General features: G+C 69.1%; 24 protein-coding genes. 11 read left to right on the forward strand and 13 right to left on the reverse strand.

The features are described from left to right. Nucleotides 1-43 precede the first annotated feature (43 nt). The 7 genes from FH608_RS00405 to FH608_RS00435 all read right to left on the reverse strand — a co-directional run bounded on the left by FH608_RS00405 (nt 44) and on the right by FH608_RS00435 (nt 6,865). The gene (locus FH608_RS00405; protein WP_139627715.1) at nt 44-289 is read right to left on the reverse strand and encodes an RNA-binding protein; all 246 of its coding nucleotides are present in this window, start codon (nt 287-289) and stop codon (nt 44-46) included. Nucleotide 290: 1 nt separating this feature from the next. Next, entirely contained in the window at nt 291-731 is a 441-nt protein-coding gene (gene rpsP, locus FH608_RS00410; RefSeq protein ID WP_139627716.1) for a 30S ribosomal protein S16, read from the reverse strand. Between the two features lie 228 nt (nt 732-959). Then, nucleotides 960-2,513, reverse strand: coding sequence for a signal recognition particle protein (ffh, locus tag FH608_RS00415; RefSeq protein WP_139627717.1), 1,554 nt, complete (start codon nt 2,511-2,513; stop codon nt 960-962). 57 nt (nt 2,514-2,570) lie between these two features. Beyond that, nucleotides 2,571-3,131 carry a GTP-binding protein gene (locus tag FH608_RS00420; protein WP_139627718.1) on the reverse strand — a complete coding sequence of 187 codons (561 nt, stop codon included), beginning with the start codon at nt 3,129-3,131 and terminating at the stop codon, nt 2,571-2,573. 7 nt (nt 3,132-3,138) lie between these two features. Further along, nucleotides 3,139-3,447, reverse strand: a complete 309-nt coding sequence (locus FH608_RS00425) for a DUF742 domain-containing protein (RefSeq protein ID WP_090935922.1) — start codon at nt 3,445-3,447, stop codon at nt 3,139-3,141. A gap of 146 nt (nt 3,448-3,593) precedes the next feature. Further along, on the reverse strand, nt 3,594-4,016 hold the full coding sequence (locus FH608_RS00430; RefSeq protein WP_103955821.1) for a roadblock/LC7 domain-containing protein: 423 nt from the start codon (nt 4,014-4,016) through the stop codon (nt 3,594-3,596). Then, on the reverse strand, nt 4,013-6,865 hold the full coding sequence (locus FH608_RS00435; protein WP_139627719.1) for a sensor histidine kinase: 2,853 nt from the start codon (nt 6,863-6,865) through the stop codon (nt 4,013-4,015). The genes FH608_RS00430 and FH608_RS00435 overlap by 4 nt, the downstream gene beginning before the upstream one ends. A gap of 426 nt (nt 6,866-7,291) precedes the next feature. On the opposite strand from FH608_RS00435, the gene FH608_RS00440 reads away from it, so the two are divergent. From FH608_RS00440 to FH608_RS00455, 4 genes are read left to right on the forward strand one after another with little or no spacing between them, the layout of a single operon-like run. After that, complete coding sequence (locus FH608_RS00440; protein WP_226898827.1) at nt 7,292-8,278, forward strand: ABC transporter substrate-binding protein; 987 nt, start codon at nt 7,292-7,294, stop codon at nt 8,276-8,278. Further along, a complete protein-coding gene (locus tag FH608_RS00445) occupies nt 8,275-9,051 on the forward strand; it encodes an ABC transporter permease (RefSeq protein WP_139627720.1) in 777 nt (258 codons plus the stop codon). Before FH608_RS00440 ends, FH608_RS00445 begins: the two co-directional genes overlap by 4 nt. After that, nucleotides 9,048-9,839: an ABC transporter permease gene (locus FH608_RS00450; RefSeq protein ID WP_226898828.1), complete on the forward strand. Its 792-nt coding sequence runs from the start codon at nt 9,048-9,050 to the stop codon at nt 9,837-9,839. Before FH608_RS00445 ends, FH608_RS00450 begins: the two co-directional genes overlap by 4 nt. Nucleotides 9,840-9,856: 17 nt before the next feature. Further along, nucleotides 9,857-10,861: a methyltransferase gene (locus tag FH608_RS00455; RefSeq protein ID WP_139627721.1), complete on the forward strand. Its 1,005-nt coding sequence runs from the start codon at nt 9,857-9,859 to the stop codon at nt 10,859-10,861. Between the two features lie 26 nt (nt 10,862-10,887). Here the strand turns inward: FH608_RS00455 and FH608_RS00460 are convergent, their stop codons facing one another. The 4 genes from FH608_RS00460 to FH608_RS00475 are packed head-to-tail and all read right to left on the reverse strand — an operon-like array spanning nt 10,888 to nt 15,110. After that, nucleotides 10,888-11,475: a GTP-binding protein gene (locus FH608_RS00460; RefSeq protein WP_139627722.1), complete on the reverse strand. Its 588-nt coding sequence runs from the start codon at nt 11,473-11,475 to the stop codon at nt 10,888-10,890. Continuing rightward, the gene (locus tag FH608_RS00465) at nt 11,456-11,824 is read right to left on the reverse strand and encodes a DUF742 domain-containing protein (RefSeq protein ID WP_139628859.1); all 369 of its coding nucleotides are present in this window, start codon (nt 11,822-11,824) and stop codon (nt 11,456-11,458) included. The genes FH608_RS00460 and FH608_RS00465 overlap by 20 nt, the downstream gene beginning before the upstream one ends. Nucleotides 11,825-11,874: 50 nt before the next feature. Beyond that, nucleotides 11,875-12,297: a roadblock/LC7 domain-containing protein gene (locus FH608_RS00470; protein ID WP_020546542.1), complete on the reverse strand. Its 423-nt coding sequence runs from the start codon at nt 12,295-12,297 to the stop codon at nt 11,875-11,877. After that, a complete protein-coding gene (locus FH608_RS00475; protein WP_139627723.1) occupies nt 12,294-15,110 on the reverse strand; it encodes a sensor histidine kinase in 2,817 nt (938 codons plus the stop codon). The genes FH608_RS00470 and FH608_RS00475 overlap by 4 nt, the downstream gene beginning before the upstream one ends. A 620-nt stretch (nt 15,111-15,730) precedes the next feature. Between FH608_RS00475 and FH608_RS00480 the strand changes: the two genes are divergently transcribed. The 5 genes from FH608_RS00480 (at nt 15,731) to FH608_RS00500 (ending at nt 20,568) form a co-directional block, all read left to right on the forward strand. Then, on the forward strand, nt 15,731-16,729 hold the full coding sequence (locus FH608_RS00480) for an ABC transporter substrate-binding protein (protein WP_193318166.1): 999 nt from the start codon (nt 15,731-15,733) through the stop codon (nt 16,727-16,729). Beyond that, nucleotides 16,726-17,541 (forward strand): ABC transporter permease, encoded by an 816-nt coding sequence (locus FH608_RS00485; RefSeq protein WP_226898829.1) that lies wholly within the window; start codon nt 16,726-16,728, stop codon nt 17,539-17,541. The genes FH608_RS00480 and FH608_RS00485 overlap by 4 nt, the downstream gene beginning before the upstream one ends. After that, on the forward strand, nt 17,538-18,329 hold the full coding sequence (locus FH608_RS00490; RefSeq protein WP_226898830.1) for an ABC transporter permease: 792 nt from the start codon (nt 17,538-17,540) through the stop codon (nt 18,327-18,329). The genes FH608_RS00485 and FH608_RS00490 overlap by 4 nt, the downstream gene beginning before the upstream one ends. A gap of 56 nt (nt 18,330-18,385) precedes the next feature. Continuing rightward, entirely contained in the window at nt 18,386-19,156 is a 771-nt protein-coding gene (locus tag FH608_RS00495) for an ABC transporter ATP-binding protein (RefSeq protein WP_193318167.1), read from the forward strand. Between the two features lie 503 nt (nt 19,157-19,659). Next, nucleotides 19,660-20,568 (forward strand): alpha/beta fold hydrolase, encoded by a 909-nt coding sequence (locus FH608_RS00500; protein WP_317135538.1) that lies wholly within the window; start codon nt 19,660-19,662, stop codon nt 20,566-20,568. Nucleotides 20,569-20,621: 53 nt separating this feature from the next. Here the strand turns inward: FH608_RS00500 and FH608_RS00505 are convergent, their stop codons facing one another. Further along, a complete protein-coding gene (locus tag FH608_RS00505; RefSeq protein WP_139627725.1) occupies nt 20,622-21,062 on the reverse strand; it encodes a MarR family winged helix-turn-helix transcriptional regulator in 441 nt (146 codons plus the stop codon). 121 nt (nt 21,063-21,183) lie between these two features. Here FH608_RS00505 and FH608_RS00510 point away from each other — a divergent pair, with 121 nt between their 5' ends. Continuing rightward, a complete protein-coding gene (locus tag FH608_RS00510) occupies nt 21,184-21,633 on the forward strand; it encodes a MarR family winged helix-turn-helix transcriptional regulator (protein WP_139627726.1) in 450 nt (149 codons plus the stop codon). A gap of 36 nt (nt 21,634-21,669) precedes the next feature. Next, complete coding sequence (locus FH608_RS00515; RefSeq protein ID WP_139627727.1) at nt 21,670-22,692, forward strand: hypothetical protein; 1,023 nt, start codon at nt 21,670-21,672, stop codon at nt 22,690-22,692. Nucleotides 22,693-23,031: 339 nt separating this feature from the next. On the opposite strand, the gene FH608_RS00520 is transcribed toward FH608_RS00515, so the two are convergent. Next, complete coding sequence (locus FH608_RS00520; RefSeq protein ID WP_139627728.1) at nt 23,032-23,760, reverse strand: SAM-dependent methyltransferase; 729 nt, start codon at nt 23,758-23,760, stop codon at nt 23,032-23,034. Between the last annotated feature and the right edge of the window lie 200 nt (nt 23,761-23,960).

Raw genomic sequence — 23,960 nt, forward strand, 5'->3', positions numbered from 1 at the left:
CCCCATCGGCCGTCGAAGCCGATGAGGGCGCGGAAACCTGACGCTAACGGACTGCTTCGTGCAGATCGAGCAGATCGACCCGTACGTACTTCCCGTCGGCCAGGGCGTTCACCACGGTGCGCAGCGCCTTGGCGGTGCGCCCGCCGCGTCCGATGACCTTGCCCAGGTCCTCGGGGTGCACCCGGACCTCCAGGACGCGCCCGCTGCGGATGCGGCGTGCGCGGACCCGGACATCGTCGGGATGTTCGACGATGCCCCTCACGAGGTGCTCGAGAGCCTCCTCGAGCACGTCAGGCCTCGCCCTCGGTCTGGGTCTCGGTGGAGGCCTCGGCCTCGTCCTTCTTCTTGGCCTTCTTCGGCGTGGTGGCGGCCGTGCCGGTGTCGCCACCGGACAGCGCCTCCTTGGCCGCGGCCTCGTAGAGGGCGTGACGGTCAGGCGCGGGCTCGGCGACCTTCATCGGCGCAGGGGCGGGCTCGCCCTTGAACTTCTGCCAGTCGCCGGTGAGCTTGAGCAGCTTGAGGACGGGCTCGGTCGGCTGCGCGCCGACGCCCAGCCAGTAGGCCGCGCGCTCGGCGTTGACCTCGATGCGCGAAGGGTCTTCCTTCGGGTGGTACAGGCCGATCTCCTCGATCGCCCGGCCGTCACGCTTGGTGCGGCTGTCGGCGACGACGATGCGGTATTGAGCGTTGCGGATCATGCCGAGCCGCTTGAGCTTGATCTTGACTGCCACGGGTGTGGTCTCTCCTGCATTCGGACGTGGGTGAACGGCATCTCGCCGAGTGGGGCACGACGGGACGACGCTCCAGGGACAGGCGCGTCCGGCGGGAGGTGAGAGGGCACCCGCCTGGTCACGATGTTCCAACATGCCATTGTGCCAGATCGACGGCACTGCCATCGACCTTCCCTCGAGGTGGCGCGCCGCCCCCGCACCGGGCCGGTGCGGGGAGGCGGTGGCGCGCTACTGCTGGCCGGGCAGCCGGAGCTTGGAGGGGTCGAAGCCGGGCGGGAGCTCCACCCCGGGCGGCAGCTTGCCACCGAGGTTGCCCAGCACGCCGCCCTTCTTGGGTCCGTCGGCGGCGGGCGGCTCGGCGGAGGCCTTGCCGAGCGCGGCCTTGCGCGGGTCGCCGCTGACGCGCCGCCCCTTCTTGGCCTTCTTCTGGGACTTGGCCGCCTTGCCCCGGCCGCCGCCGGGCATGCCGGGGATCCCCATGCCGCCCGCCATCCGCTTCATCATCTTCTGGGCCTCGAAGAAGCGGGTGACGAGGTTGCTCACGGCGCTGACCGTGACGCCGGAGCCGCCCGCGATGCGGGCGCGGCGCGAGCCGTTGATGATCTTGGGGTCCTGGCGCTCGGCGGGCGTCATGGAGCGGATGATGGCGGCGATGCGGTCGAGGTCGCGATCGTCGATGGAGTTGAGCTGGTCACGCATCTGCCCCATGCCGGGCATCATGCCCAGCAGGTTTTTGATCGGCCCCATCTTCTGGACCATCATCATCTGCTCGAGGAAGTCCTCGAGCGTGAAGCTCTCGCCCGACGTGAGCTTGCCCGCCATCTTGGCGGCCTGCTCCTCGTCGAACGTCTTCTGGGCCTGCTCGATCAGGGTGAGGATGTCACCCATGTCGAGGATGCGGGAGGCCATCCGGTCGGGGTGGAAGGCGTCGAAGTCTTCCAGCTTCTCGCCCGTGGAGGCGAACATGATGGGCCGGCCGGTGATGTGGCGGACCGAGAGGGCGGCGCCGCCCCGGGCGTCGCCGTCGAGCTTGGTCAGCACGACCCCGTCGAAGCCGACGCCCTCCATGAACGCCTGCGCCGTCGTGACGGCGTCCTGGCCGATCATGGCGTCGACCACGAACAGGACCTCGTCGGGCGAGACCGCGTCGCGGATGTCGGCGGCCTGCTTCATCAGCTCCTGGTCGATGCCCAGGCGGCCGGCGGTGTCGATGATGACGATGTCGTGCTGCAGGCGCCTGGCCTCGTCGATCGACCTGCGGGCCACCGCGATCGGGTCGCCCGTGCCGTTGCCCGGCTCGGGGGCGTAGACGGCGACCTCGGCGCGCTCGCCCACGACCTGGAGCTGCTGGACGGCGTTGGGCCGCTGCAGGTCGGCGGCGACCAGCATGGGCGCGTGGCCCTGCTCGCGCAGCCACCGGGCCAGCTTTCCGGCCAGGGTGGTCTTGCCGGCGCCCTGGAGGCCAGCCAGCATGATGACGGTCGGCGGCGTCTTGGCGAAGCGGAGCCTGCGGGTCTCGCCGCCGAGGATCTCGATCAGCTCGTCATTGACGATCTTGACGACCTGCTGCGCCGGGTTGAGCGCCTGGGAGACCTCGGAGCCGCGGGCGCGCTCCTTGACCTGGGCGACGAACGCCTTGACCACCGGCAGCGCGACATCGGCCTCCAGCAGGGCGATGCGGATCTCGCGGGTGGTGGCGTCGATGTCGGCATCGGACAGCCGGCCTTTGGACCTGAGGGAGGAGAAGACCGATGTCAACCGGTCGGATAGCGTCTCGAACACGTGGTTGGCCAGTCCTCGAAGCGAATGAACGTCTAAGACTCCAGCCTATCCGCTCCGCTAGCCGCTCCAGCCTGGCACGGCCATGCGGACCGTCAGCGCGTGCTCGACCAGGTTGATCAGCGCGGCCTTGACGGAGTCCTTGGAGCGGGCGTCGAGGCGGACCATCGGGATGTGCGGCGCCAGGGTGAGCGCGTCGCGCACCTCGGCGTCGCTGTGCGCGTAGACGCCGTCCCATCCGTTCACCCCCACGATGAACGGCAGCTGGGCCTCCTCGAAGTAGTCGATCGCCGGGAAGCTGTCGGCCAGGCGCCGGGTGTCGACCAGCACGACCGCTCCGATGGCGCCGCGTACGAGGTCGTCCCACATGAACCAGAACCGGTGCTGCCCGGGCGTGCCGAACAGGTAGAGGATCAGGTCGCGGTCGAGCGAGACGCGGCCGAAGTCCATGGCGACGGTCGTGGTCGACTTCAGCGGCGTCATGCCCAGGTCGTCGATGCCCTTGGAGGCGTCGGTCATGACGGCCTCCGTGGTCAACGGCATGATCTCCGACACCGCGCCGACGAACGTCGTCTTGCCCACCCCGAATCCGCCGGCGACGACGATCTTCGTCGAGGTCAAACCGGGGCTAGAGCCTGCGAAGTCCACTGAGCACCCTTTCCAGCAGGTTGACGTCCGGCCTACCCGCATCCAGCTGCGGCTGATGCACCCGAACCAGGCCCTCCGCCGCCATATCCGCGATCAGAACACGCACCACGCCGAGCGGGATCCGCAGCAGCGCCGAGACCTCGGCCACCGACCTGACCTGCAGGCACAGCTGGCTGATGGCCTTGTACTCGGGCGTGATGTGCGAGAACTCCCGATGCTCGGCGGTCGCCGACGAGACCAGCGCCTCCATGGCCAGCTTGACCTTGGGTGCGGTCCGCCCGCCCGTCACGGCGTAGGGCCGTACCGGGGAGGCCGGGTCGGACGGGGCGGGAGACGAGGGTGGGGGCTGCCAGCTCCCGCTGTTCTGGGAGTCCCAGGCGCCGCTGTTATGCGCGTCCCAGGCACCGCTGTTCCATCGGGGATCTGTCACCTACATCACCTGGTCTGGCTGGCGCGCAACTCGGCACGCACAGCCGGAGTCAGCACCTGACCGGCGCGATCGACCATCAGCGTCATCTGGTACGCCACCAACCCCATGTCACAATCCGGAGCCGCCAGCACCGCCAGACACGAACCATCACTGATCGACATGATCAGCATCAGCCCACGCTGCATCTCCACAATCGTCTGATTGACCGCACCACCCTCGAACACCCTCGCCGCACCCTGCGTCAGACTCACCAAACCCGACGCAATCGCCGCCAACTGATCAGCCCGATCAGCCGGAAACCCCGACGAAGCCGCCAACGGCAACCCATCAGACGAAACCACCACCGCGTGCGCAACCCCCGGCACGGTGCTGACAAAGTCCGTGATTAACCAGTCCACCCCTCGTGCCGACTGGCTCAGGTCATTCATGCGCGCTCATCCCTGCTTTCAACACTTCTCGGGCCGGAGGGGTACGTCCTGCCCTCGCTGATGTCGTCACGTGCAGCTCTGAAGCCCTGCTGGAAGCTCGACAGCCGGCTGCGTACCCGGTCGGGCGAGACCGCCGGCATGGGCGCGACGCCCTTCGGCGCCGAGACGGTGTCGGCCGAGCCGGGCACCAGGTTCGCCTTCGGCACCCGCTTGGGCAGGCCCGCCGCGGTCGAGCCGTCGCGTACGGGCTCCACCACGGCCTCGGCCGCGCTCCACCCCTCGTCCGCCTTGGACGAACCCCAGGTGGCGCTGCCCTCGACGCCGTGGTCAAACCACGCCGACTCGACCGAGGCGAAGATGGGCAGGTATTCGTCGCCCGACGAGGCGGGCTTGACGGCCGGGATCGGGCCGGTCGCCGCCGCCTCCGTCTCGGGGAAGTCGTAGCGCGGCTGGGGCGCTTCCATGGACTCGCCGCCCAGCGGCCGCTTCGGCAGGTCGCGTCCCCATTCGCCCGGCGGGCTGTTGGAGCTGCGCGCGGGCACCCACACGTCGGACGTGTCGTACCCGCCGCTGCTGCTGCGCGGGTCGGCCGGCCAGCCCACGTCCACGCTCTGCTGGGCGGAGAAGGACGGCTGGGAGGCGTACGACGGCTGGGAGGAGAAGGAGGGCTCGGAGGGGAACGACGGGTGCCCCGGTCCGGGTTGGTAGCCTCCCGCACCCCAGTGGGGCACGGGCTGGGACATGGGCGGCATGGGCTGGCGGGCGGCGAAGCCGTCGTCGAAGGACGGCGCGTCCGTCTGGCCCATGGCACCGCCGTTGGCGGGGGTGGCGTACGCCGGGGACTGCGAGCCCAGGAGCGCTTCCGGCATCAGGACCATGGCGGTCAGGCCGCCGGTGCCGTGGGGGCGCAGCTGCACGCGGATGCCGTGGCGGTGTGCCAGCCTCGCGACCACGAACAGGCCCATGCGCCGCGACACCGACACGTCCACGGTCGGGGCGTCGATGAGGCGGTCGTTGGCCTGGGCCAGCTCCTCGTGGGTCATCCCGATGCCGGAGTCGCTGATGGAGAGCATGACGCCACCGCCGTCGATGCGGCTGCCGGAGACGGTGACCCTGGTCTCGCGCGGGGAGAACGACAGCGCGTTCTCGACGAGCTCGGCGATCAGGTGGATGACGTCGTTGACGGCCTGTCCGGCCACGGACACGCCGTCGGGCACCTGGAGCACCACGCGTTCGTAGTTCTCCACCTCGGAGAGGGAGGCGCGGGCCACGTCGACCAGCTTGACGGGCTTGCTCCAGCGGCGGGGTGGCTCCTGGCCCGCGAGGACCAGCAGGTTCTCGCTGTTGCGGCGCATGCGGGTGGCCAGGTGGTCCAGCTTGAACAGGTTCCCGAGCCGCTGCTCGTCCTGCTCGCCCTGCTCCAGCCCGTCGATCAGGGTGATCTGCCGCTCCACCAGCGTCTGGCTGCGGCGCGACAGGTTCACGAACATCGCGTTGACGTTGCTGCGGAGTCTGGACTCCTCGCCCGCCAGGCGTACCGCCTCGCGGTGGACCTCGTCGAAGGCCCGCGCGACTTCACCGACCTCGTCCTTGGAGTTGATCTCGATGGGCGGCACGCGGAGCTGGTCGGGATCGACGTCGGTCTCGCGTAGCTGGCGCACCAGGTCCGGCAGGGTCTGGCCGGCGATCTTGAGGGCGTCGCCGCGCAGGCGCCGCAGCGGCCGTACGAGCGAGCCGGCCATGACGGCGGTGATCGCGAGCACCAGGACCAGCAGGGCGACGACGATCGCGATGTTGATCGCGGCGAGCTGGCGGGCGCCGCTGGCGAGGTCGGCGCTCCGGGTGGCCACCTGGTCCGCGAGCGACTTCTGGACCTCGTGGTACCGGTCGACGGTCTCGCTGATGGCCTTGAACCAGAGGTCGGTGTCCTTGGTGGAGGAGGTGTCGAGCCGGCGCAGGTACGACGATCTCGCGGCGGGGCTCGTCGCCGAGACGGAGATGTTGTGCAGCAGCACCGCGCGGTCGATGTAGAACTCGGCGCGGCCGATCTCGCGGCTGGCCACGGTGTCGCTGAAGGCCTGCCGCTGGGCGACGGTGGCCGCGGCGCGGAAGGAGGCGCGCTCGCTGTTACGCCGGGAGCCCGCGTCGAGGAACGCGCTGAACTCGGTCTCGTCGAACGATCCCCTGACGAGCGCCATCATCAGCAGCGCGCGCTGTTTGGAGGCCTCTTCCTCGGCACGGGCGATCGAGCGCAGGGCGGCGCTGGTGGAGATCAGCGTCTCGTCCGTCGCGCTCTGCGCGAGCTCGTCGTAGAGCTGCAGCATGTCCGCGATGGTCTCGGAGTACTTCTCCGTCACGGGCAGCGGCGGCATCTTCGTCTTGGTGACCGTCTCCCGCAGCGACTCGAGCTGGCTCAGCCGGGTCCTGACGCGGTCGAGGGTCCTGCGGCCGATGTCGGACAGGGACGACTCGGTCTCCTTGGCGGTCGCCAGCACGCGGCCGATGCTGACGTCGACGATCTCCTGCTGGCCGGCGAGCCGCTGCGCCTCGGCCGCTTTCCGGCCGGAGGCGACGTAGCGGCCGGCCAGGTCGCGCTCGAGACCGAGGTCCCGGGAGAGCTCGCCGAAGCCCGCGACCAGGCGGCCGACCGCGCCGATGACCTGGTACTGCTCGGCGCTCGCGATCGACGAGGTGACCCGCAGCGCGCCCAGGATGACGGCCACGATGGTGGGAATGGCGATGAGGGCGATGAGGCGGGTGCGTACTCGCCAGTTGCGCAGCGCGAAGGGACTGCCCGCCTTGGGCAGCTGCACTTCCGGCACCTCGCCGCCCATTGACTGTTCGGGCACGTCAGGAGCCCTACCACGACCGGGGTCGGTCGTTGTTGTCCTCACTGGTGGCAACCTCTCGCCATGGCCTGCTTCAGGGGGGTTCAGCAGCTTCGTCACGCGGACGAGTGATCGCAGGCAAGTTCGAGGCCCAATTTGAGCACAAACCTCATAGTTAGGCCAACGTCTCGGAAGTTTTCAAACGTTCCAAGTCACACGTTGTTCAGGCGGCAAGCTCTCGAACACGGAGCGCAACTGCCATCTCAATCCGGACAAATAACCACAACACCCCACGTATCACCATATTTACATCTATAGCCGTTTTATTGTCATATTTATCAGATAAACCCCTATACGCGGCAGAGTGCTGCCGAGGGGATCTCCCCTTCCGGTACGCTTCACGCCCGGTATATCTCCAGAAGCTTCCCCCTGGTAGGAGAACCCCCCATGACACGCAAACTGCGCTGCAGCGCCGCCGCTCTCGGCGTCGCAGTCGCTCTCGCGCTTACCGGCTGCAGTGGATCCGACGGCTCCACGGAAGCGCCGGCCAACAGCAGCGGCTTGGAGAAGACGACGATCAAGGTCGGTGCGCTCCCCATCCCCGACCCTGTATCGCTCTACATCGCCAAGGCCAAGGGCTACTTCGAGGCAGAGGGCCTGACGGTCGAGCCGGTGCAGATCACCGGTGGCGCCGCCGCGTTGCCGCAGATCGAGAGCGGCGCGCTGGACATCTCGATGACCAACTACGTCTCGACGTTCGCGGCCGTCGAGCAGGGCAAGAAGATCAAGCTGGTCGCCGACATGTACCAGGCCGGCCCCAACATGTTCAACATCATGGTTCCTAAGGATTCGCCCATCAAGACGGTGGCGGACCTGAAGGGCAAGACCATCTTCGTGAACAACCTCCACAACGTCGCCACGCTCGCCGTGGAGACGCAGCTCAAGGTGGCCGGTCTCACCGCGGACGACGTCAAGTTCGCGGAGAAGCCGTTCCCCGAGATGGGCAACGCCGTCAACTCGGGCCAGGCCGACGCCTGCTGGATCACCGAGCCCTTCATCACGGCCAACCAGAGCGCCTTCGGCTTCCGCACGCTGGCCGACACGATGACCGGCCAGACCGAGGAGCTGCCCATCGCCGGCTGGATGGCCACCGAGGAGTGGACGAAGAAGTACCCGAAGACGCTGGCCGCGTTCAACCGGGCGATCTCCAAGGCGCAGCAGGCCGCCTCGAGCGACCGCAAGGAGATCGAGAAGATGCTGCCGACGTACACGAAGATCGACGCCAAGACCGCGTCGGTGATCACGCTGGGCACCTATCCCAGCGAGCTGAACGCGAACCGCCTGCAGAAGGTGGCCGACCTCATGCTCGAGTACGGGTATCTCAAGAACTCGATCGACGTGAAGTCCGTCATCGCCACCCCCTTGAGCGGATGATCGGTGCTCGACTGCTCCGCGGCGCCGCCGGCGCCGCGGGGCTGCTGGTCATCGGTGAGCTGGTACTCCGCTTCGGCGTCGGCGACGACGTGGTGTTCCCCGCTCCTTCAACCATCCTGTACGAGGCCGCGCTCCTGCTGGTCGACGCCGACTTCCTGGAAGGACTCGGCACGACCCTCGCCAACTGGGCGCTCGGCATGCTGATCGCGATCGGGATCGCCGTACCCCTGGGCGTGCTGCTGGGCGCGCTGCCGCCGGTGGAACGGGCCATCAGGCCCGTGCTGGAGTTCATGCGCCCGATCCCGTCCGTCGCCATCATCCCGCTCGCCATCCTCCTGATCCCGGTGGACGAGCTGATGAAGGTCTCGGTCATCGTGTACGCCTCCCTGTGGCCGATCCTGCTCAACACCCTCTACGGCATGCACGACGTGGACCCGGTGGCCAAGGAGTCGCTGCGCAGCTTCGGGTTCGGCCCCCTGGCCGTGCTGGTCAGGGTGAGCCTGCCCAGCGCCGCCCCGTTCGTCGCGACGGGCGTCAGGATCGCCGCCGGGATCGGGCTGATCCTCGCCGTCAGCGCCGAACTGCTGGCCGGCGGCACCGCCGGCATCGGCGTGTACGTGATCCAGGCCGGCAGCGGCAACCGGATGGACCTCATGATGGCGGCCACGTTCTGGGCCGGGATGCTGGGCGTGATCGCGAACCTGGTCCTGCTGGCCGGCGAGCGCCGGATGTTCCACTGGCACCGCATGCGGACGGGGGCGCAGGAATCGTGAAAGCCCTGATGAATGTCGGCGCGCGATACTGGATCATCCCGGTGGTGCTCGTCGCCTGGGAGTTCGTCGCCCGCGGGGTGGAGGACACCGACTTCCCCCCGCCCACGACGATCGTCGCCCGCATGTACGAGCTGTGGTTCTCGGGGCCGCTCTCGCGGGTCTTCCTGACCGACGACGCGGTGGAGAACCTGCTGCCGAGCCTCGGCCGCATGTTCAGCGGGTGGATCCTGGCCGCCGTGCTCGGCGTCGTGCTGGGAGTGCTGCTCGGGCGCTCGCGCACGGCGACCGACTACGTGGACCCGCTGATCGAGTTCGGCCGGGCCGTTCCCCCGCCGCTGCTGCTGCCCCTGTTCCTCGTGCTGTTCCGGGCCGGGCTGGCCATGCAGCTGGCCACGATCGCGTTCGGCGTGATCTGGCCCGTGCTGCTCAACTCGATCGACGGCGTGCGGGCGGTGGATCGCACGTACACGGACACGGCGACGGCCTTCAACCTGTCGAAGGGGCAGTACCTGCGCGTCGTCCTCCTTCCCGCCGCCTCGCCGAAGATCTTCGCCGGGCTGCGGCTGAGCCTGTCGCTGGCGCTGATCCTCATGGTGATCTCGGAGCTGTTCGGCAGCACCGACGGCATCGGGTACCAGCTGCTGCAGGCGCAGCGCAGCTTCGACGGCGCCGGGGTCTGGGCCACGATCGCCCTGCTGGGCGTGCTCGGCTATCTCGTGAACGGCCTCTTCGTCCTGGCCGAGCGGCGCCTGCTCGTCTGGCACCGGCAGGCCACCCGCAACGCGTGACTTCCCTGGAAGGACATATGACGTATTCCGACGACCTCCTCTGGGGAGCCGTAGGAGATCTCTCCCGCTTCGCCGCCCTGCTGACCATGGCCGAGCTGGGCCTGGCCGACCACCTGGCGTCCGGCCCGCTCAGCACGGATGAGCTGGCCGAACGAGCCGGCGCGCACGCCCCGGCGCTGCGCCGGGTGCTGCGCGAGCTGGCGGCCATGGACCTGCTCCGTCCCGTGGCCCCCGACGTCCACGAGCTCACCGAGAAGGGCGGCGCCCTGCGCTCCGACGCCACCGACTCGGTCCGCGCCTCCATCCGGATGCTCGGCGAGGAGGGCTTCTGGTACGCCCTGGGCATGCTCCCCGCCACGGTGCGGGACGGCGGGTCCGCCTTCGCGAAGCGGTACGGCCACCTCTACGACTACCTGGCCAAGAACCCCACGTCGAGCAGGCTGTTCGACGACTACATGAAGCGCCGCGCCATCCCGCTCACGCAGGGCCTGGTCCAGCGCTACACCTTCCCGCCCACCGCGACCATGGTGGACGTGGCCGGCGGCAAGGGCCACATCCTGGCCACGGTCCTGCACGCCAACCCGGAGATGCGCGGCATCCTGGTCGATCTGGAGCACGTGACCGCGCACGCCACCGCGACGCTGGCCGCGGAGGGGCTGTCCGACAGGGCGGAGGTCGTCGCCGGCGACTTCTTCGCCGGGGTCCCGGGCGGCGGCGACGTCTATCTGCTGGCCAGCGTCCTGCACAACTGGGACGACGACGACGCCGTCAAGATCCTGCGCAACGTCCGCGAGGCCATGAACCCCGGCGGCCGCGTCCTGGTGCTGGAGGTGGTGCTGCCCGACGACACGGTGCCGCACCTGGGCAAGGATCTGGATCTGCGGATGCTGGCCATCTTCAACGGCGGCGCCGAGCGCAGCCGCGACGAGTACGCGGCCCTGTTCGCCCAGGCCGGGCTGGCACTCGGCGAGGTCGTCGAGCTGGGCTCCGGCGCCAGTCTCATCGAGGCCGTCCCGAGCTGACGATCGGCGGCTCGGGCGCGCCGGGGTCACCCACCCCAGCCGGGCACGGCCATGCGTACCGAGAGCGCGTGTTCCACCAGGTTGATCAGCGCGGCCTTGACGGAGTCCTTCGACCTGGCGTCCAGCCGTACGAGCGGGATGTGCGGGGCGAGTGTCAGCGCGTCCCGCACCTCGGCGTCACTGTGGGGATACTGGCCGTCCCAGCCGTTGACGCCCACCACGAACGGCAGCTGGGCCTCCTCGAAATAGTCGATCGCCGGGAAGCTGTCGGACAGACGGCGCGTGTCCACGAGCACGACGGCCCCGATGGCGCCGCGTACGAGGTCGTCCCACATGAACCAGAACCGGTGCTGCCCGGGCGTGCCGAACAGGTACAGGATCAGGTCACGGTCCAGGGAGACCCGGCCGAAGTCCATGGCCACGGTCGTGGTCGACTTCAGCGGCGTCATGCCCAGGTCGTCGATGCCCGCGGAAGCGTCGGTCATGACGGCCTCCGTGGTCAGCGGCATGATCTCCGACACCGCGCCGACGAAGGTCGTCTTGCCCACCCCGAAACCTCCAGCCACCACGATCTTCGTCGAGGTGAGGCCGGGGCTAGAGCCTGCGAAGTCCACTGAGCACCCTTTCGAGCAGATTTACGTCCGGCCTGCCGGCGTCGAGTTGCGGCTGGTGCACGCGGACCAGACCCTCGGCGGCCATGTCAGCGATCAGCACCCTGACCACGCCGAGGGGGATCCGCAGCAGGGCCGACACCTCTGCCACGGACCTGACCTGCCGGCACAGTTGGCTGATCGCCTGGTACTCCGGCGTGATGTGCGAGAACTCCCGGTTCTCGGCGGTCGCCGAGGACACCAGGGCCTCCATCGCCAGCTTGACCCGCGGCGCCGTCCGTCCACCTGTCACCGCGTACGGGCGGACGGGCGAGGCGGGGTCGGGATTCAGCTGCGACTGGGACTGGGGCACAGGCGGGGGCGCCCAACCGCCGCTGTTCCATCTGGGGTCGGTCACCTACATCACCTGGTCTGGCTGGCGCGCAACTCGGCACGCACAGCCGGAGTCAGTACCTGACCGGCGCGATCGACCATCAGCGTCATCTGGTACGCCACCAACCCCATGTCACAATCCGGAGCCGCCAGCACCGCCAGACACGAACCATCACTGATCGACATGATCAGCATCAGCCCACGCTGCATCTCCACAATCGTCTGATTGACCGCACCACCCTCGAACACCCTCGCCGCACCCTGCGTCAGACTCACCAAACCCGACGCAATCGCCGCCAACTGATCAGCCCGATCAGCCGGAAACCCCGACGAAGCCGCCAACGGCAACCCATCAGACGAAACCACCACCGCGTGCGCAACCCCCGGCACGGTGCTGACAAAGTCCGTGATCAGCCAGTCGACGCCGCGTGCCGCGTGGCTCAAATCGTTCATGCTCCCTCCTCCCTTTCGTTGTTCCGCGCGCCAGAGGAGCCAGAGGAGCCGGCGGGGCCGGCGCCGGGTTGGAACGCCCTGCCCTCGGTGATGTCGTCGCGCGCCGCCCGGAAGCCCTGCTGGAAGCTCGACAGCCGGTTGCGGATCCGGTCGGGAGACACCGACGGCATCGGTGTCACGCCCTTCGGCGCCGCCGAGGAATCGGCCGAGCCGGGCACCAGATTCGCCTTCGGCACCCGCTTGGGCAGGCCCGCCGGTGTCTGGCCACCACGTGCCGGCTCCATCGCCGCCTCCGCCGCGCTCCACCCCTCGTCCGCCTTGGAAGAGCCCCAGCTCGCGCCGTTGTTGCGGCCGAACCAGGCCGACTCCACCGCGGCGAAGATCGGCAGGTAGTCGTCGCCCGCCGAGGCCGGCGGGACGGCCGGGATGGGGCCGGTCTCGCCGGACTCCTTCTCGGAGAACTCGAATCCCGGCCGCTGCGGCGGCATGGTGTCGCGTCCCCAGCCACCCGGCGGCGGCTCGGGCACGGGCCGTCTTGGCAGGTGCTCGCCGTTCCAGGCGGGGCCGCGGGGCGGGGTCCACACGTCGGAGCTGTCGTAGCCGCCGACGCGGGGCTCCGCCGGCCACCCGCCGGGCTCCGGCTGCCACTGCTGCGTGGGCGGCCAGTTGCCGCCCAGCTCCGGGTTGGACGGGAAGGACGGGTGTCCGGGCCCCATCTGCCCCGGCCCCATCTGGCTGGGTCCCATCTGGCTGGGTCCCATCTGGCTGGGTCCCAACTGACCGGCGCCCATTTGGTACGTGGGCTTCGGCCAGTCCGTGGCGGGAGGCGCGGGGTGCGGCCCGGAGTACGGCTCGTCGCCCGATCCGCCGCTCACCGCGCCCGCGAAGGCGGGAGGCTGGTTGCCGGAGTAGGACGGGTTCGCCCCGAAGTTCGCGGCCTGGGGGCCGAGCATGTTCTCCGGGATGAGCACCATCGCGGTGAGCCCGCCGGAGCTGTGCGGGCGCAGCTGCACGCGGATGCCGTGGCGGTGTGCCAGCCTCGCGACCACGAACAGGCCCATGCGCCGCGACACCGACACGTCCACGGTGGGAGCCTCGATGAGCCGGTCGTTGGCCTGGGCCAGCTCCTCCTGCGTCATCCCGATGCCCGAGTCGGTGATCGACAGCATCACGCCGCCACCGTCGATCCTGCTGCCCGACACCGTCACCCTGGTCTCGCGCGGGGAGAACGACAGCGCGTTCTCGACCAGCTCCGCGAGCAGGTGGATGACGTCGTTGACCGCCTGACCGGCCACCGACACGCCGTCGGGCACCTGGAGCACCACGCGCTCGTAGTTCTCCACCTCCGACAGCGAGGCGCGGGCCACGTCGACCAGCTTCACCGGCTGGCTCCAGCGGCGCGGCGGGTCCTGGCCGGCCAGCACCAGCAGGTTCTCGCTGTTGCGGCGCATGCGGGTGGCCAGGTGGTCCAGCTTGAACAAGTTCCCGAGCCGCTGCTCGTCCTGCTCGCCCTGCTCCAGCCCGTCGATCAGGGTGATCTGCCGCTCCACCAGCGTCTGGCTGCGGCGCGACAGGTTCACGAACATCGCGTTGACGTTGCTGCGCAGCCGCGCCTCCTCACCGGCCAGCCGTACGGCCTCGCGGTGCACCTCGTCGAACGCCCGCGCCACCTCGCCGATCTCGTCGTGCGTGTCCACGCCGATGGGCAGGACCGGCCCGGCCGCGCCCTCGCCGCTCTCCCGCAGCTGCTGCACGGTCTCGGGCAGGCGCTGGCCGGCGATGTCCAGGGCCTCGCCGCGCAGCTTGCGCAGCGGCCTGATGAGCGAGCGGGCGATGAGCGAGATGATCGCGATCACCACGATGAGCAGGATCAGGATGAGCACGCCGGAGATCAGCGCCGAGCGGTTGGCGCCCTCCTCCAGGGCGCGGGCCCGCAGGATGAGCGAGGAGGACAGCTCCTTCTCCACGCTGCGCAGGGCGTCGATCTTGCCGGTGCTCACCTCGAACCAGGTGGACACGTCCTTGTCCGGCTGCACGCCGATGCTCAGCGGCTTGCCCTCGGAGGACTGTGCCATGGCCCGCAGCCTGAACAGGTCGGTCTGGTCGACGTCATGGCCCACGACCGTGTTGCGGTAGAGCTCGAGCTGCTCGAGGTTGGCCAGGGTGGCGTACAGCGTCTCCTCGCTCTCCTCACGCGACTTGGCGTCGGTGAGCGCGTCGAGCTCGCCGCTGTCGAACCCCTTCCTGTCCAGCGCGCTGGCCAGGATGCCGCGCTGCTTGGAGGCCTGCTCCTTGGCGCGGGCGATGGCCGCCATCGATCCTGCGCTGTGCGAGACCTCGTCGTCCACCGCGACCTGGCCGACCTGGTCGTGGAACTGCAGCAGGGCCGCGATGATCTCCGAGTACTTCCTGATCACCGGGAGCGGCTGGATCTTCCCCTCGACGGCCGTCTCGCGCAGGGTCGGGATCTCCTCCAGGCGCCGCAGCACCGGCCGTACGGCCTCCCCGTGGGTGTCCGCGATCACCTGGGCGCGCCGCTTGGCCTCGTCGATGAGGGTGTTCACGCTGCTGTAGGTCGTGCGGAGCTGCGCCTCGCGGGTGTCCGGCCGGCCCTGGGCGATGTAGAGGGCGGTCTCGTCGCGTTCGAAGCCCAGCTCGTGGGAGACGGCCCCGACCTGCTCGCTGAGCTCGGCGACCTCCCTGAGGGTCTGGTAGGTGTGGGCGTCACTGAGCGAGGTGATCACGTTCAGTCCGCCCAGGCCCACGGCCACGGCCGTGGGGACGACGATCAGCGCGACAAGGCGCGATCGCACGTGCCAGTTGCCCAGCCCGAACCTCCGGGAGGGAGGGCCGGCCAACCGTCGCTTCTGATGCCCGTGCGGCTCGCGGTCAGCGGAAGCTTCAGCGCTCTGCGTTCTCACTTGCCTTCGCAACCTCTCGCCCCTGGAGGGGAATTCTCGGTGACCAAGCAGGTAAATGCAGGTGGGGCAATATGTACGTCCAGATAAGCGCCATTTGAGCACAGCGGTTGGCAGGGGCCAACCACCACTAGTGCCCCGTTGGGGCGTTTATCCCCCGATGTCCAAAAATTCGAGAGAATCACTGAACATCGTCTTCTATCTGCTGAAACAGGCAGTGGAAAGCCGCTCCGCGCGCCACCTGCGGACTCGTGGAGTAAATTCGACTGACACACCCCATCAGTAACAGTTGTCTCGCCAGTCACCACCTTCCCCAAAAGCGACAAACCGTTTCGTACGTCCTTCAACTTTTCACGATAGAGCTGCAATCGGACATTGCAACGACAAGTGTTAGTTTTGCGATAATGGTCGCCAATTTGGTGCTACGGTCGATCCCTGTCGTGCGTCAGGCACACAGCCCCCGGGAGCAGAAGCCACCCGGTTCCCCCCTGGCTCCATCGAAGGGAGTCCCTGACATGAGGCTTGGCCGACCCGCCAGGGCCGCCATCATCGGGTTAGCTTTGACACTCGGCGCCGTCGCGTGCGGCTCGGGCGGCTCCACGAGCGCCAGCGCGCCGCCGTCCGCGGCCGCCGGCGGACTTGAGAAGACCAAGCTCAAGGTCGCCACCCTGCCCGCCATCGACAGCGCCGCCATCTACGTCGCCATCGACCAGAAGCTCTTCGAGAAGGAAGGTCTGGACGTCACCGCGCAGGTCGTCCAGGCCTCGCCGGAGGCCATCCCCATGCTGGTCAAGGGCGAGATCGACGCCATGTTCGGCAACTACGTGTCGATGTTCCAGGCGCACGACAAGCAGGCGCTGAAGCTGCGCATCCTGGCCGAGGGGACGCGGGCCTCGCCCGACTCGCTCAGCATCATGGCGCTGCCGAACTCGCCCATCAAGTCGCCGAAGGACCTCGAAGGCAAGACGATCAACGTGAACGTCCTGCACAACTTCCAGGAGCTGGCTCTGACGCAGGTGCTCAAGGCCAGCAACGTCGACCCCGCCAAGATCAAGTACGTCCAGGTGACGTTCCAGAACATCATGCCCTCGTGGAAGGGCGGCCAGATCGACGCCGCGTACCTGGGCGAGCCCATGGTCACGGCGGCCACCTCGTCGATGGGCGCCCGCAAGATCCTCGACCCGGCGTCCGGCCCCGCCGCCGAGTTCCCCATCTCGGGGTACGTCAGCACGCAGGAGTGGTACGACAAGAACCCCAGGACCGCGGCGGCGTTCCAGCGGGCCATCCACAACGCGGCCAAGCTCATGGAGAACAACCGCGAGGTCGTGGCCAAGGTGCTGCCGAACTTCACGCAGATCAACTCGGCCACCGCGGCCACCGTCACGTTCCCGTACTTCTCCAGCAGCGACAACCCGGTCCGGCTCCAGCGGGTCGCCGACTGGATGCTGGAGGCCAAGTGGCTCTCCAAGGCGATCGACGTCAAGACGCTGATGTCGCCGACCACCTCAGGGTGAGCGCGCAGACCCTGGCCCGTCCCCGCCCGGCGTCCACCGCCATCCGCTGGTCACGCCGGGCGGCCGGGGCCCTCGCCTTCGCCGCCCTCATCGAACTGGTCAGCCGGACGGGACTGGTGGACCCGCAGTTCCTGCCGCCCGCGACGGAGATCCTCGCGCGGGCCGCGGCGCTGACGGCCGACCCCGAGTTCCTCGCGCACGCCCTGACGAGCCTGATCGCCTGGGCGGCCGGGCTCGGGCTCGCGGTGGTCATCGCCGTACCGCTCGGCCTCCTGCTCGGCAGCGTGCCGATCGTCGACGCCGCCACCCGCTCGGTCGTGGAGTTCCTGCGGCCGATCCCGTCCGTGGCGCTGATCCCGCTGGTGTCGCTCCTGATCGGCACCGGGACGCAGGTGCGCATCACCCTCGCGGTCTACGCCTCCCTCTGGCCCATCCTCTACAACACGATGTACGGCCTGCGCCTGGTCGATCCGCTGGCCAAGGAGTCGCTGCGCTCGTACGGCTTCGGACCCCTCGCCATGCTGCGGCGCGTGTCGTTCCCCTCGTCGGCGCCCTTCATCACCACCGGGATCCGGCTGGCCGCCGCGGTGGCGCTCATCCTCGTCGTCAGCACCGAGATCGTGGCCGGGCGGGGCGAGGGCATCGGCGTGTTCATGTTCTACGCCGGCATCGCCGTACCCGCGCGGATGACCGACATCCTCGCCGCGGTGCTGTGGGTGGGGCTGTTCGGCGTGCTGGTGAACGCGGTGCTCGTGGCCGCCGAACGGCGGGCCTTCCGCTGGCACCACGCCCGGATGGGAGAGACGCCATGAGAACCAGGCGCATGCGGGCGGCGGCGTTCCGGACGCTCGTGCTGGTCGTGCTCGTCCTCGCCTGGGAGGCGGCGGCACGGGCGGCGGGCAACACGTTCTTCCCGCCGCCCAGCACCATCGTGGTCAGGATGCACGCGATGTGGTTCTCCGGGCCGCCGAGCACGCTCTTCCTGACCGAGGACGCCATCGCCAACATCCTGCCGAGCCTCGGCAGGATGGCCGTCTCCTTCGCGGGCGGCGCCTTCGCGGGTGTCGTGCTGGGGCTGGCGGTGGGGCTGTCCGCGCGGGTGTACGACTATCTCGACGGGGTGCTGCAGTTCCTGCGCGCCATCCCGCCGCCCGCCCTGGTGACCGTCTTCCTGGTGGTGTTCGGGTTCGGGCTGCGGATGCAGCTGGCGTTCATCATGTTCAGCATCCTGTGGCCGGTGCTGCTCAACACCGCCGACGGCGCCCGCTCCATCGAACCGCTGCACCTGCAGACCAGCCAGGTGTTCCGCCTGTCCAGAACCGAACGGCTGCTGCGGGTGATCGTGCCCTCCGCGCTGCCGAAGATGTGCGCCGGGCTGCGGCTCGCCGTACCGCTCACCCTGATCGTCATGGTCTTCTCCGAACTGCTGCCCGGCACCGTGAACGGCATCGGGTTCCAGCTCACGGTCGCGTACCAGAGCTTCGACCTGCCCGCCATGTGGGGCGGGATCGTGCTGCTCGGCGTACTCGGCTACGTGCTCAACGAGCTGTACCTGATCGCCGAACGCCGGCTGCTCGCCTGGCACCAAGCCGCCCATTAGGGTCTAAAGTGTTTCGCGGATCCGTTGTCCATGATCTCGCCCCCCGAGGACATCCATTGCTCGAGATAGACAACCTCTCCCACGTGTACGGCGGTGGCGGCCCCAACGCGCACCACGCCATCGAAGCCCTCAACCTCAGCGTCGCCGAGGGCGAGCTGCTGTGCATCGTGGGGCCGTCCGGATGCGGCAAATCCACCCTGCTGCGCTCGATCGCCGGGCTCATCACGCCGACCGGCGGGCAGGTCAAGGTGGAGGGACAGGTCGTACGCCAGACCCCCGACAACCTCGCCGTCGTCTTCCAGGACTACAGCCGCTCCCTCTTCCCGTGGATGTCGGTCGCCGACAACGTGGCACTGCCGCTGCGCCGCAAGAACATGGACAAGCGGCAGCGTCGCGAGGCCGCCCACGAGGCCCTGGAGTCGGTCGGCCTCTCGGGCGCCGGGCGCAAATACCCGTTCCAGCTGTCGGGGGGCATGCAGCAGCGGGTGGCGATCGCGCGGGCGCTGGCGTACCGGCCGACGCTGATGCTCATGGACGAGCCGTTCGGATCGGTCGACGCCCAGACCCGCGAGGACCTGGAGGACCTCGTCCTCAAGGTCAGGAGCCACCACCAGATGACGATCGTGCTCATCACGCACGACATCGACGAGAGCGTCTACGTCGGCGACCGCGTCGTGATCCTCTCCAAGGCGCCCGCGCACGTGGTCGGGGACCTCAAGGTCGACCTGCCCGCGCCGCGCGACCAGATCACGACCCGCGAGCACCCCGACTTCGTCCACCTGCGCGCGGAGGTCGGCCGCCTGGTCCGCGGCCACGCCACGGTCTGAGAATCATCATCTGGTACGGCGGAGCACGGCCGGCGCCACCCACCGCACGTGGCTCGTCGCCTCCAGGGTGACGCCCGCTGACCCGCACGTGGCCGGCCGCCGTCACGCCGCACTCTTGACCGCCTCCGTGGTCCACCAGCCCTGCCACGTCGGCGGCCAGAAGGCGGGCCGTGGGTGACGGCATCCTCGCCACCGTGACAACCGGGCGGGGGGGGTGTACCGAGGCGTTCGCATGGTGCGCGGCACGCCGGGCGGGCCGCCGACGGCGGCGTCGGCGTACGGCCAGGACATTAGTACAAGACGCCGGCGGGCACCCGCGGCGACTGTGGCCCCATGACTGTTTTCCTGGGGTTCGACCCTGCCGCTTCTTTCCAGGGGTTCGACCCTGCCGCTACTTTCCTGGGGTTCGACCCTGCTGCTTCGCCGACGCCGGACTGCCGTTGCCGCACGGGCAGGCTGATGTGAACAGGGTGGCACGGCGCCGGCGGCGCCTCCTGATCGCCTTGGCGGTCCTTGCCGTCGCGGCCGGGTTGCTGCTCGTGAACGCGGAGGTGGTGACGCGGCAGAGCGCCGAGGCCGGCGGGAGTCCGACGCTGCCCCTCAAGGGCGGGAACATCTACGTGCGCCAGGACGGGCCCCGTGATGCCCCGGCCCTCGTACTGATCCACGGGCTCGCCACGTCGACCCGCTCGTGGGACGCGCTTGTTCCGCTGCTGACCGAGTCGCATCGCGTCATCCGCATCGACCTGCTCGGGCACGGCAGGTCGGCCAAACCGGCCGGCGGCGGCTACGGGATGCCGGAGCAGGGACGCCGGGTCGGTGAGGCCATGGACCTGCTCGGGGTCAAGCGCGCCGTGGTGGTCGGCCATTCCACGGGTGGCGCGGTCGCCACCGCGCTCGCCGAGCAACGCCCCGACCTGGTCACCTCGCTCGTGCTCATCGACACCGCACCCAGTCTGGACGCCGCCGTCTCAAGCGGCTTCGTCGGCGGGCTGCTGACCGAGCCCGTCATCGGGCAGTTGCTGTGGCGGCTTCGGACCGACGGCCTGATCCGCCAGGCCGCGAGCACCGCGTTCAGCCGCCCCGGCTACCAGATCCCGCAGGCGATCGTGGACGACGCGCGCGCCATGACCTACCACGCCTTCATCGCGACATCGCAGGAGGGCGACGACTATGTGACGCGGCGCGCGCTCCCCGATCGGCTGAGTCCACTCGGCAAGCCGTTGCTGGTGATCTTCGGTGAGGACGACCAGAGGTGGCGATCCTCCTCCGCCGCCGCATACCGCGCCGTTCCCGGCGCGAAAGTGGAGGTGCTGCCCGGTGTCGGGCACTCGCCCATCATGGAGGATCCGCAGCGGACCGCCGCGCTTCTCCTGGCCTTCACCGCGGATCACGCCACCGAGGCGCACTGAACACGATGACGCCGAGGAGCCCCGCCGGACCGCTGACACCTGGCTACGGATCGTCAGCCACTGTCGAGGACTCGTGTGAGCAGGTCGACGAGCATTTTCGACTCCGAAGGGGACAGGGCGTGCAGTAGCTCTTCCTGGGCGTCGGCGATGAGAGCGCTGAGTCTCTCCAGATGCTCTTTCCCCGCGGGGGTGAGCGTGACGATGTTGCGCCGGCCGTCGGCCGGGTCGGGACGCTGCCGCAGGAATCCCTGCTCGACCATCGCGTTGACCCCCGTCACCACATCGCTGCGATCGATTCCGGTGCATCTGCCCAGATCGGCCTGGCTGGATGGGCCGAACTCGTCGAGGGCCGACAGCATCGCGAACCGGCGTCGGGAACTCGTGCCGGCCAGCGCTCGGTCGGTCAGCCGGTTGGCCGTGATCGCCGTCTGATTGATCACCCAGCTCGGCAGGGCGCGCAGCCGGGCGGGTGTCGGGTGCGTAGTGCTGTCCACCTCGCTCAGGCTAGCCAATTGTTGGTGCCACCACCAATCTCCTGTATGGTTGGTGGCACCATCATTGGTGGCACCAACAGAATTCGGCGTGCTGCCAGACCCCCGTCACAAGGAGACCCGGATGACCGTGAACCCCGAATCGCGTCCCAGCCTCGGCCGCGCGTTGGGCGAGACCGCACGCCTGATCGGCAAGTTGCACCGTCGCGCCCTCGCGGACTTCGACTCGGACTTCCCCACCTGGATGCTCCTGACCCTGCTCTGGGAGGCGGGCGTTCCCCTGCCCCTCGACGAGGTGGTGAAGGAGCTCAACCGCCGCCTGGACCTGGCCGAACCCGACACCGTACGAGTGCTCGAGCACGCCGCCGCGGCTGGTCACATCACGTACCAGCCCGACGACGCCGCCGCTCCGGCGGAACTCACCGAAGCCGGCACGGACCACTTCACGGCCCTGTACGCGCACGCGCGCAAGGTCACGGATGCCGCCTTCGAGGGCATCGATCCAGCCGGGCTCGACACCGCTCTCACGGTGGTGCTGGCGGCCGGAGAGCGCGCCGCCGCCGCACTCGGCTGACCAGGCGACCACCCAACGCAACGAGGAAACACGCTCATGTCACCTCTTTCTCGGTTCGCACGATCCTGCGCGATCGCTGCGCGAACCTCGCTCGGCCTCCTGGCGGCCGTTGCCGCGATCTTCGCCGTCGCGACGGCGGCGCCGTACGGATCGACCACCGCATCGGCGGCCACTGGCACGAACGCGGCGAAGTACTACGGCATGTGGAACTACGACCAGCCCGATGCCGCCACCCTGAACAACATCGATGTGCTGGCCTGCCCCGACGGCGGCGGCCAGTGCGACCCGCAACTACCGCTGCCGCTGCAGGTGCCCCAGGTGGGCTGGGTGGTGTTCTCCCCAGGCCCCGGCGGGACGGTCAACGGACAAACCGATGGAGGCTGCACCTGGAATTTCCGCGTCCAGCGCACCGGGCTGGAGTTGTCGTCCACGACCCAGGAGTGCACCAACCGGGCGGTCGGCTCCCCCGGCAACATCACGAAGTGGTCCGTCCAGGTGAAGGGCGACCACGAGACGGAGTCGATCGTGACCGTCAGCCATCAGCCCAACGGGGTGGATCTCATCGGCACCATGAGTTCCGGCTCCCGCACCAAGGTGACCGGCGGCCGGCACAACGGCAGGTTCGTCCAGCGGTTCCTCGGCGACTACGACTACGACCCGGCGGACTTCCGCACCCTCACCAACGTCGTCTCCACCGACAAGGGCACGGTCTACCCGGAGCAGGGCACCGTTCGATTCAGCGGCACGCGCCATGATCGCGGCAAGATCAACGCGCACACGCCGGACGGCTGTGACTGGACACTCGTCGTGCGCGGCAACACCGCCGAACTCGATCCCGACACGCAGACCTGCCACACCGCGAACGGTGACCGTTCGCTGTATTACTGGGCGCTGGTCACCGACGACGGACAGCACATCAACGGCTTCCTCGCCGGATCCACCACCGCACCGGGCCAACCCCCGACCAACACCTTCCTGTATGTCGGCGCGCTGACCAGATCCGCCACCGACCCGGAGCGGTTCACCACCCCCACGATGTCGGCGCGGCCGGGACACTAGGGCGCGCGGAACCGGACCGGTCGTTCACGGCGCTGGGCCGGCGAGGCGTTCGCCTTCGACGGCCGCACACCCTGGTCGACGCCAGAGTGTGCGGCCGGCCCTGTCGCCCGGTCCCGCGGCCGACCGGCAGTTCGTCCGCATCGATCCGGGCGATGCCGTCAGCCGTCCTTTGGCTGGCGGCCACGGTGCAAAGATCATCATGAGGTACGGCGGGGCCGAGTGGGCCGCCACCCACCGCACGTGCTCAGGACCTCCAGGAAGACGCCCTCTGACCCGCACGTGGCCGGCCGCCGCAACGCCGCACTCTTGACCGACTCCGTGGTGATCCGGTGGCTGGGCTCACACGCGCTGGAGCAGGAGGGTGGCGAAGCCGAGGAGGTCGCGGTAGCCGTTGAGCCACATCTCGCGGTGCTCAAGCATGACGGCGAGAGCCTGGTCGCCGTCCGGGCCGGGGTGGGTGGCGGCCCAGCGGGCCAGAGTGCCGGTCCACGACCATTCGTACTCGTCCCACTCCTCTCGGGTGCTCACGTGGGCGTAGACGGTCAGCCAGCCGCCTGACTCGGCGGCCGCCACCGTACCGGCCAGATCGGGGTACGCGCCGATCTCCGCCACGACCTCCGGGGCGGGTTCGCGTTCCCAGAAACCCTCACCGACCAGCACGAGCCCGCCAGGCCGGACGAACCGAGCAGCGGCGGCCATCGTGCCCTTCAACCCTTCGAACGCGTGGGTCGAGCCCACGCAGAGCGCCAGGTCGTACGGTTGCGCGGCCACGAAGTCGGCGGCGGGCATCCGGTGCAGTGACAGCCGGTCGGCGAGGCCGCGGGCGGTGGCCGACTCGGCCGCCGATGCCAGGGCCCGCTCGGAGATGTCCACTCCGTCGGCGACGGCGGACGGCAGGAGTTCGAGCGCGCGCAGCGACCACTCGGCCTCGCCGCAGCCCAGGTCGAGGACGCGTGCCTGCTCCGGCAGCGACGCCCGGCGGAGCAACCGGTCGAGATTGGCCTCCGAGACGGGGGCGGCGATGGGATGGTCACGATGTGCGATGGCGCTGATCAGTTGCCGGTCCATGGCATCCATCCTGGTCAGCCGCACAACTCGTTTTCGTCCGTAGCGGGTGGATCGGCCGATATCCCTCCTGCCGTCCGGGCCGCCAACGCCTTTCCTCGAAGGCGCGAACTGCGCCGGGAGGGAATACCGTTTTCCTCCGGCAGCATGACGCCGGAATGACAGCGTGACAAAGTGAACCGGAACCGATGTGAGACTTGGGG

Origin of the sequence: Nonomuraea phyllanthi, assembly GCF_006334985.2 — a bacterium.
GTDB classification, from domain to species: Bacteria; Actinomycetota; Actinomycetes; order Streptosporangiales; family Streptosporangiaceae; genus Nonomuraea; species Nonomuraea phyllanthi.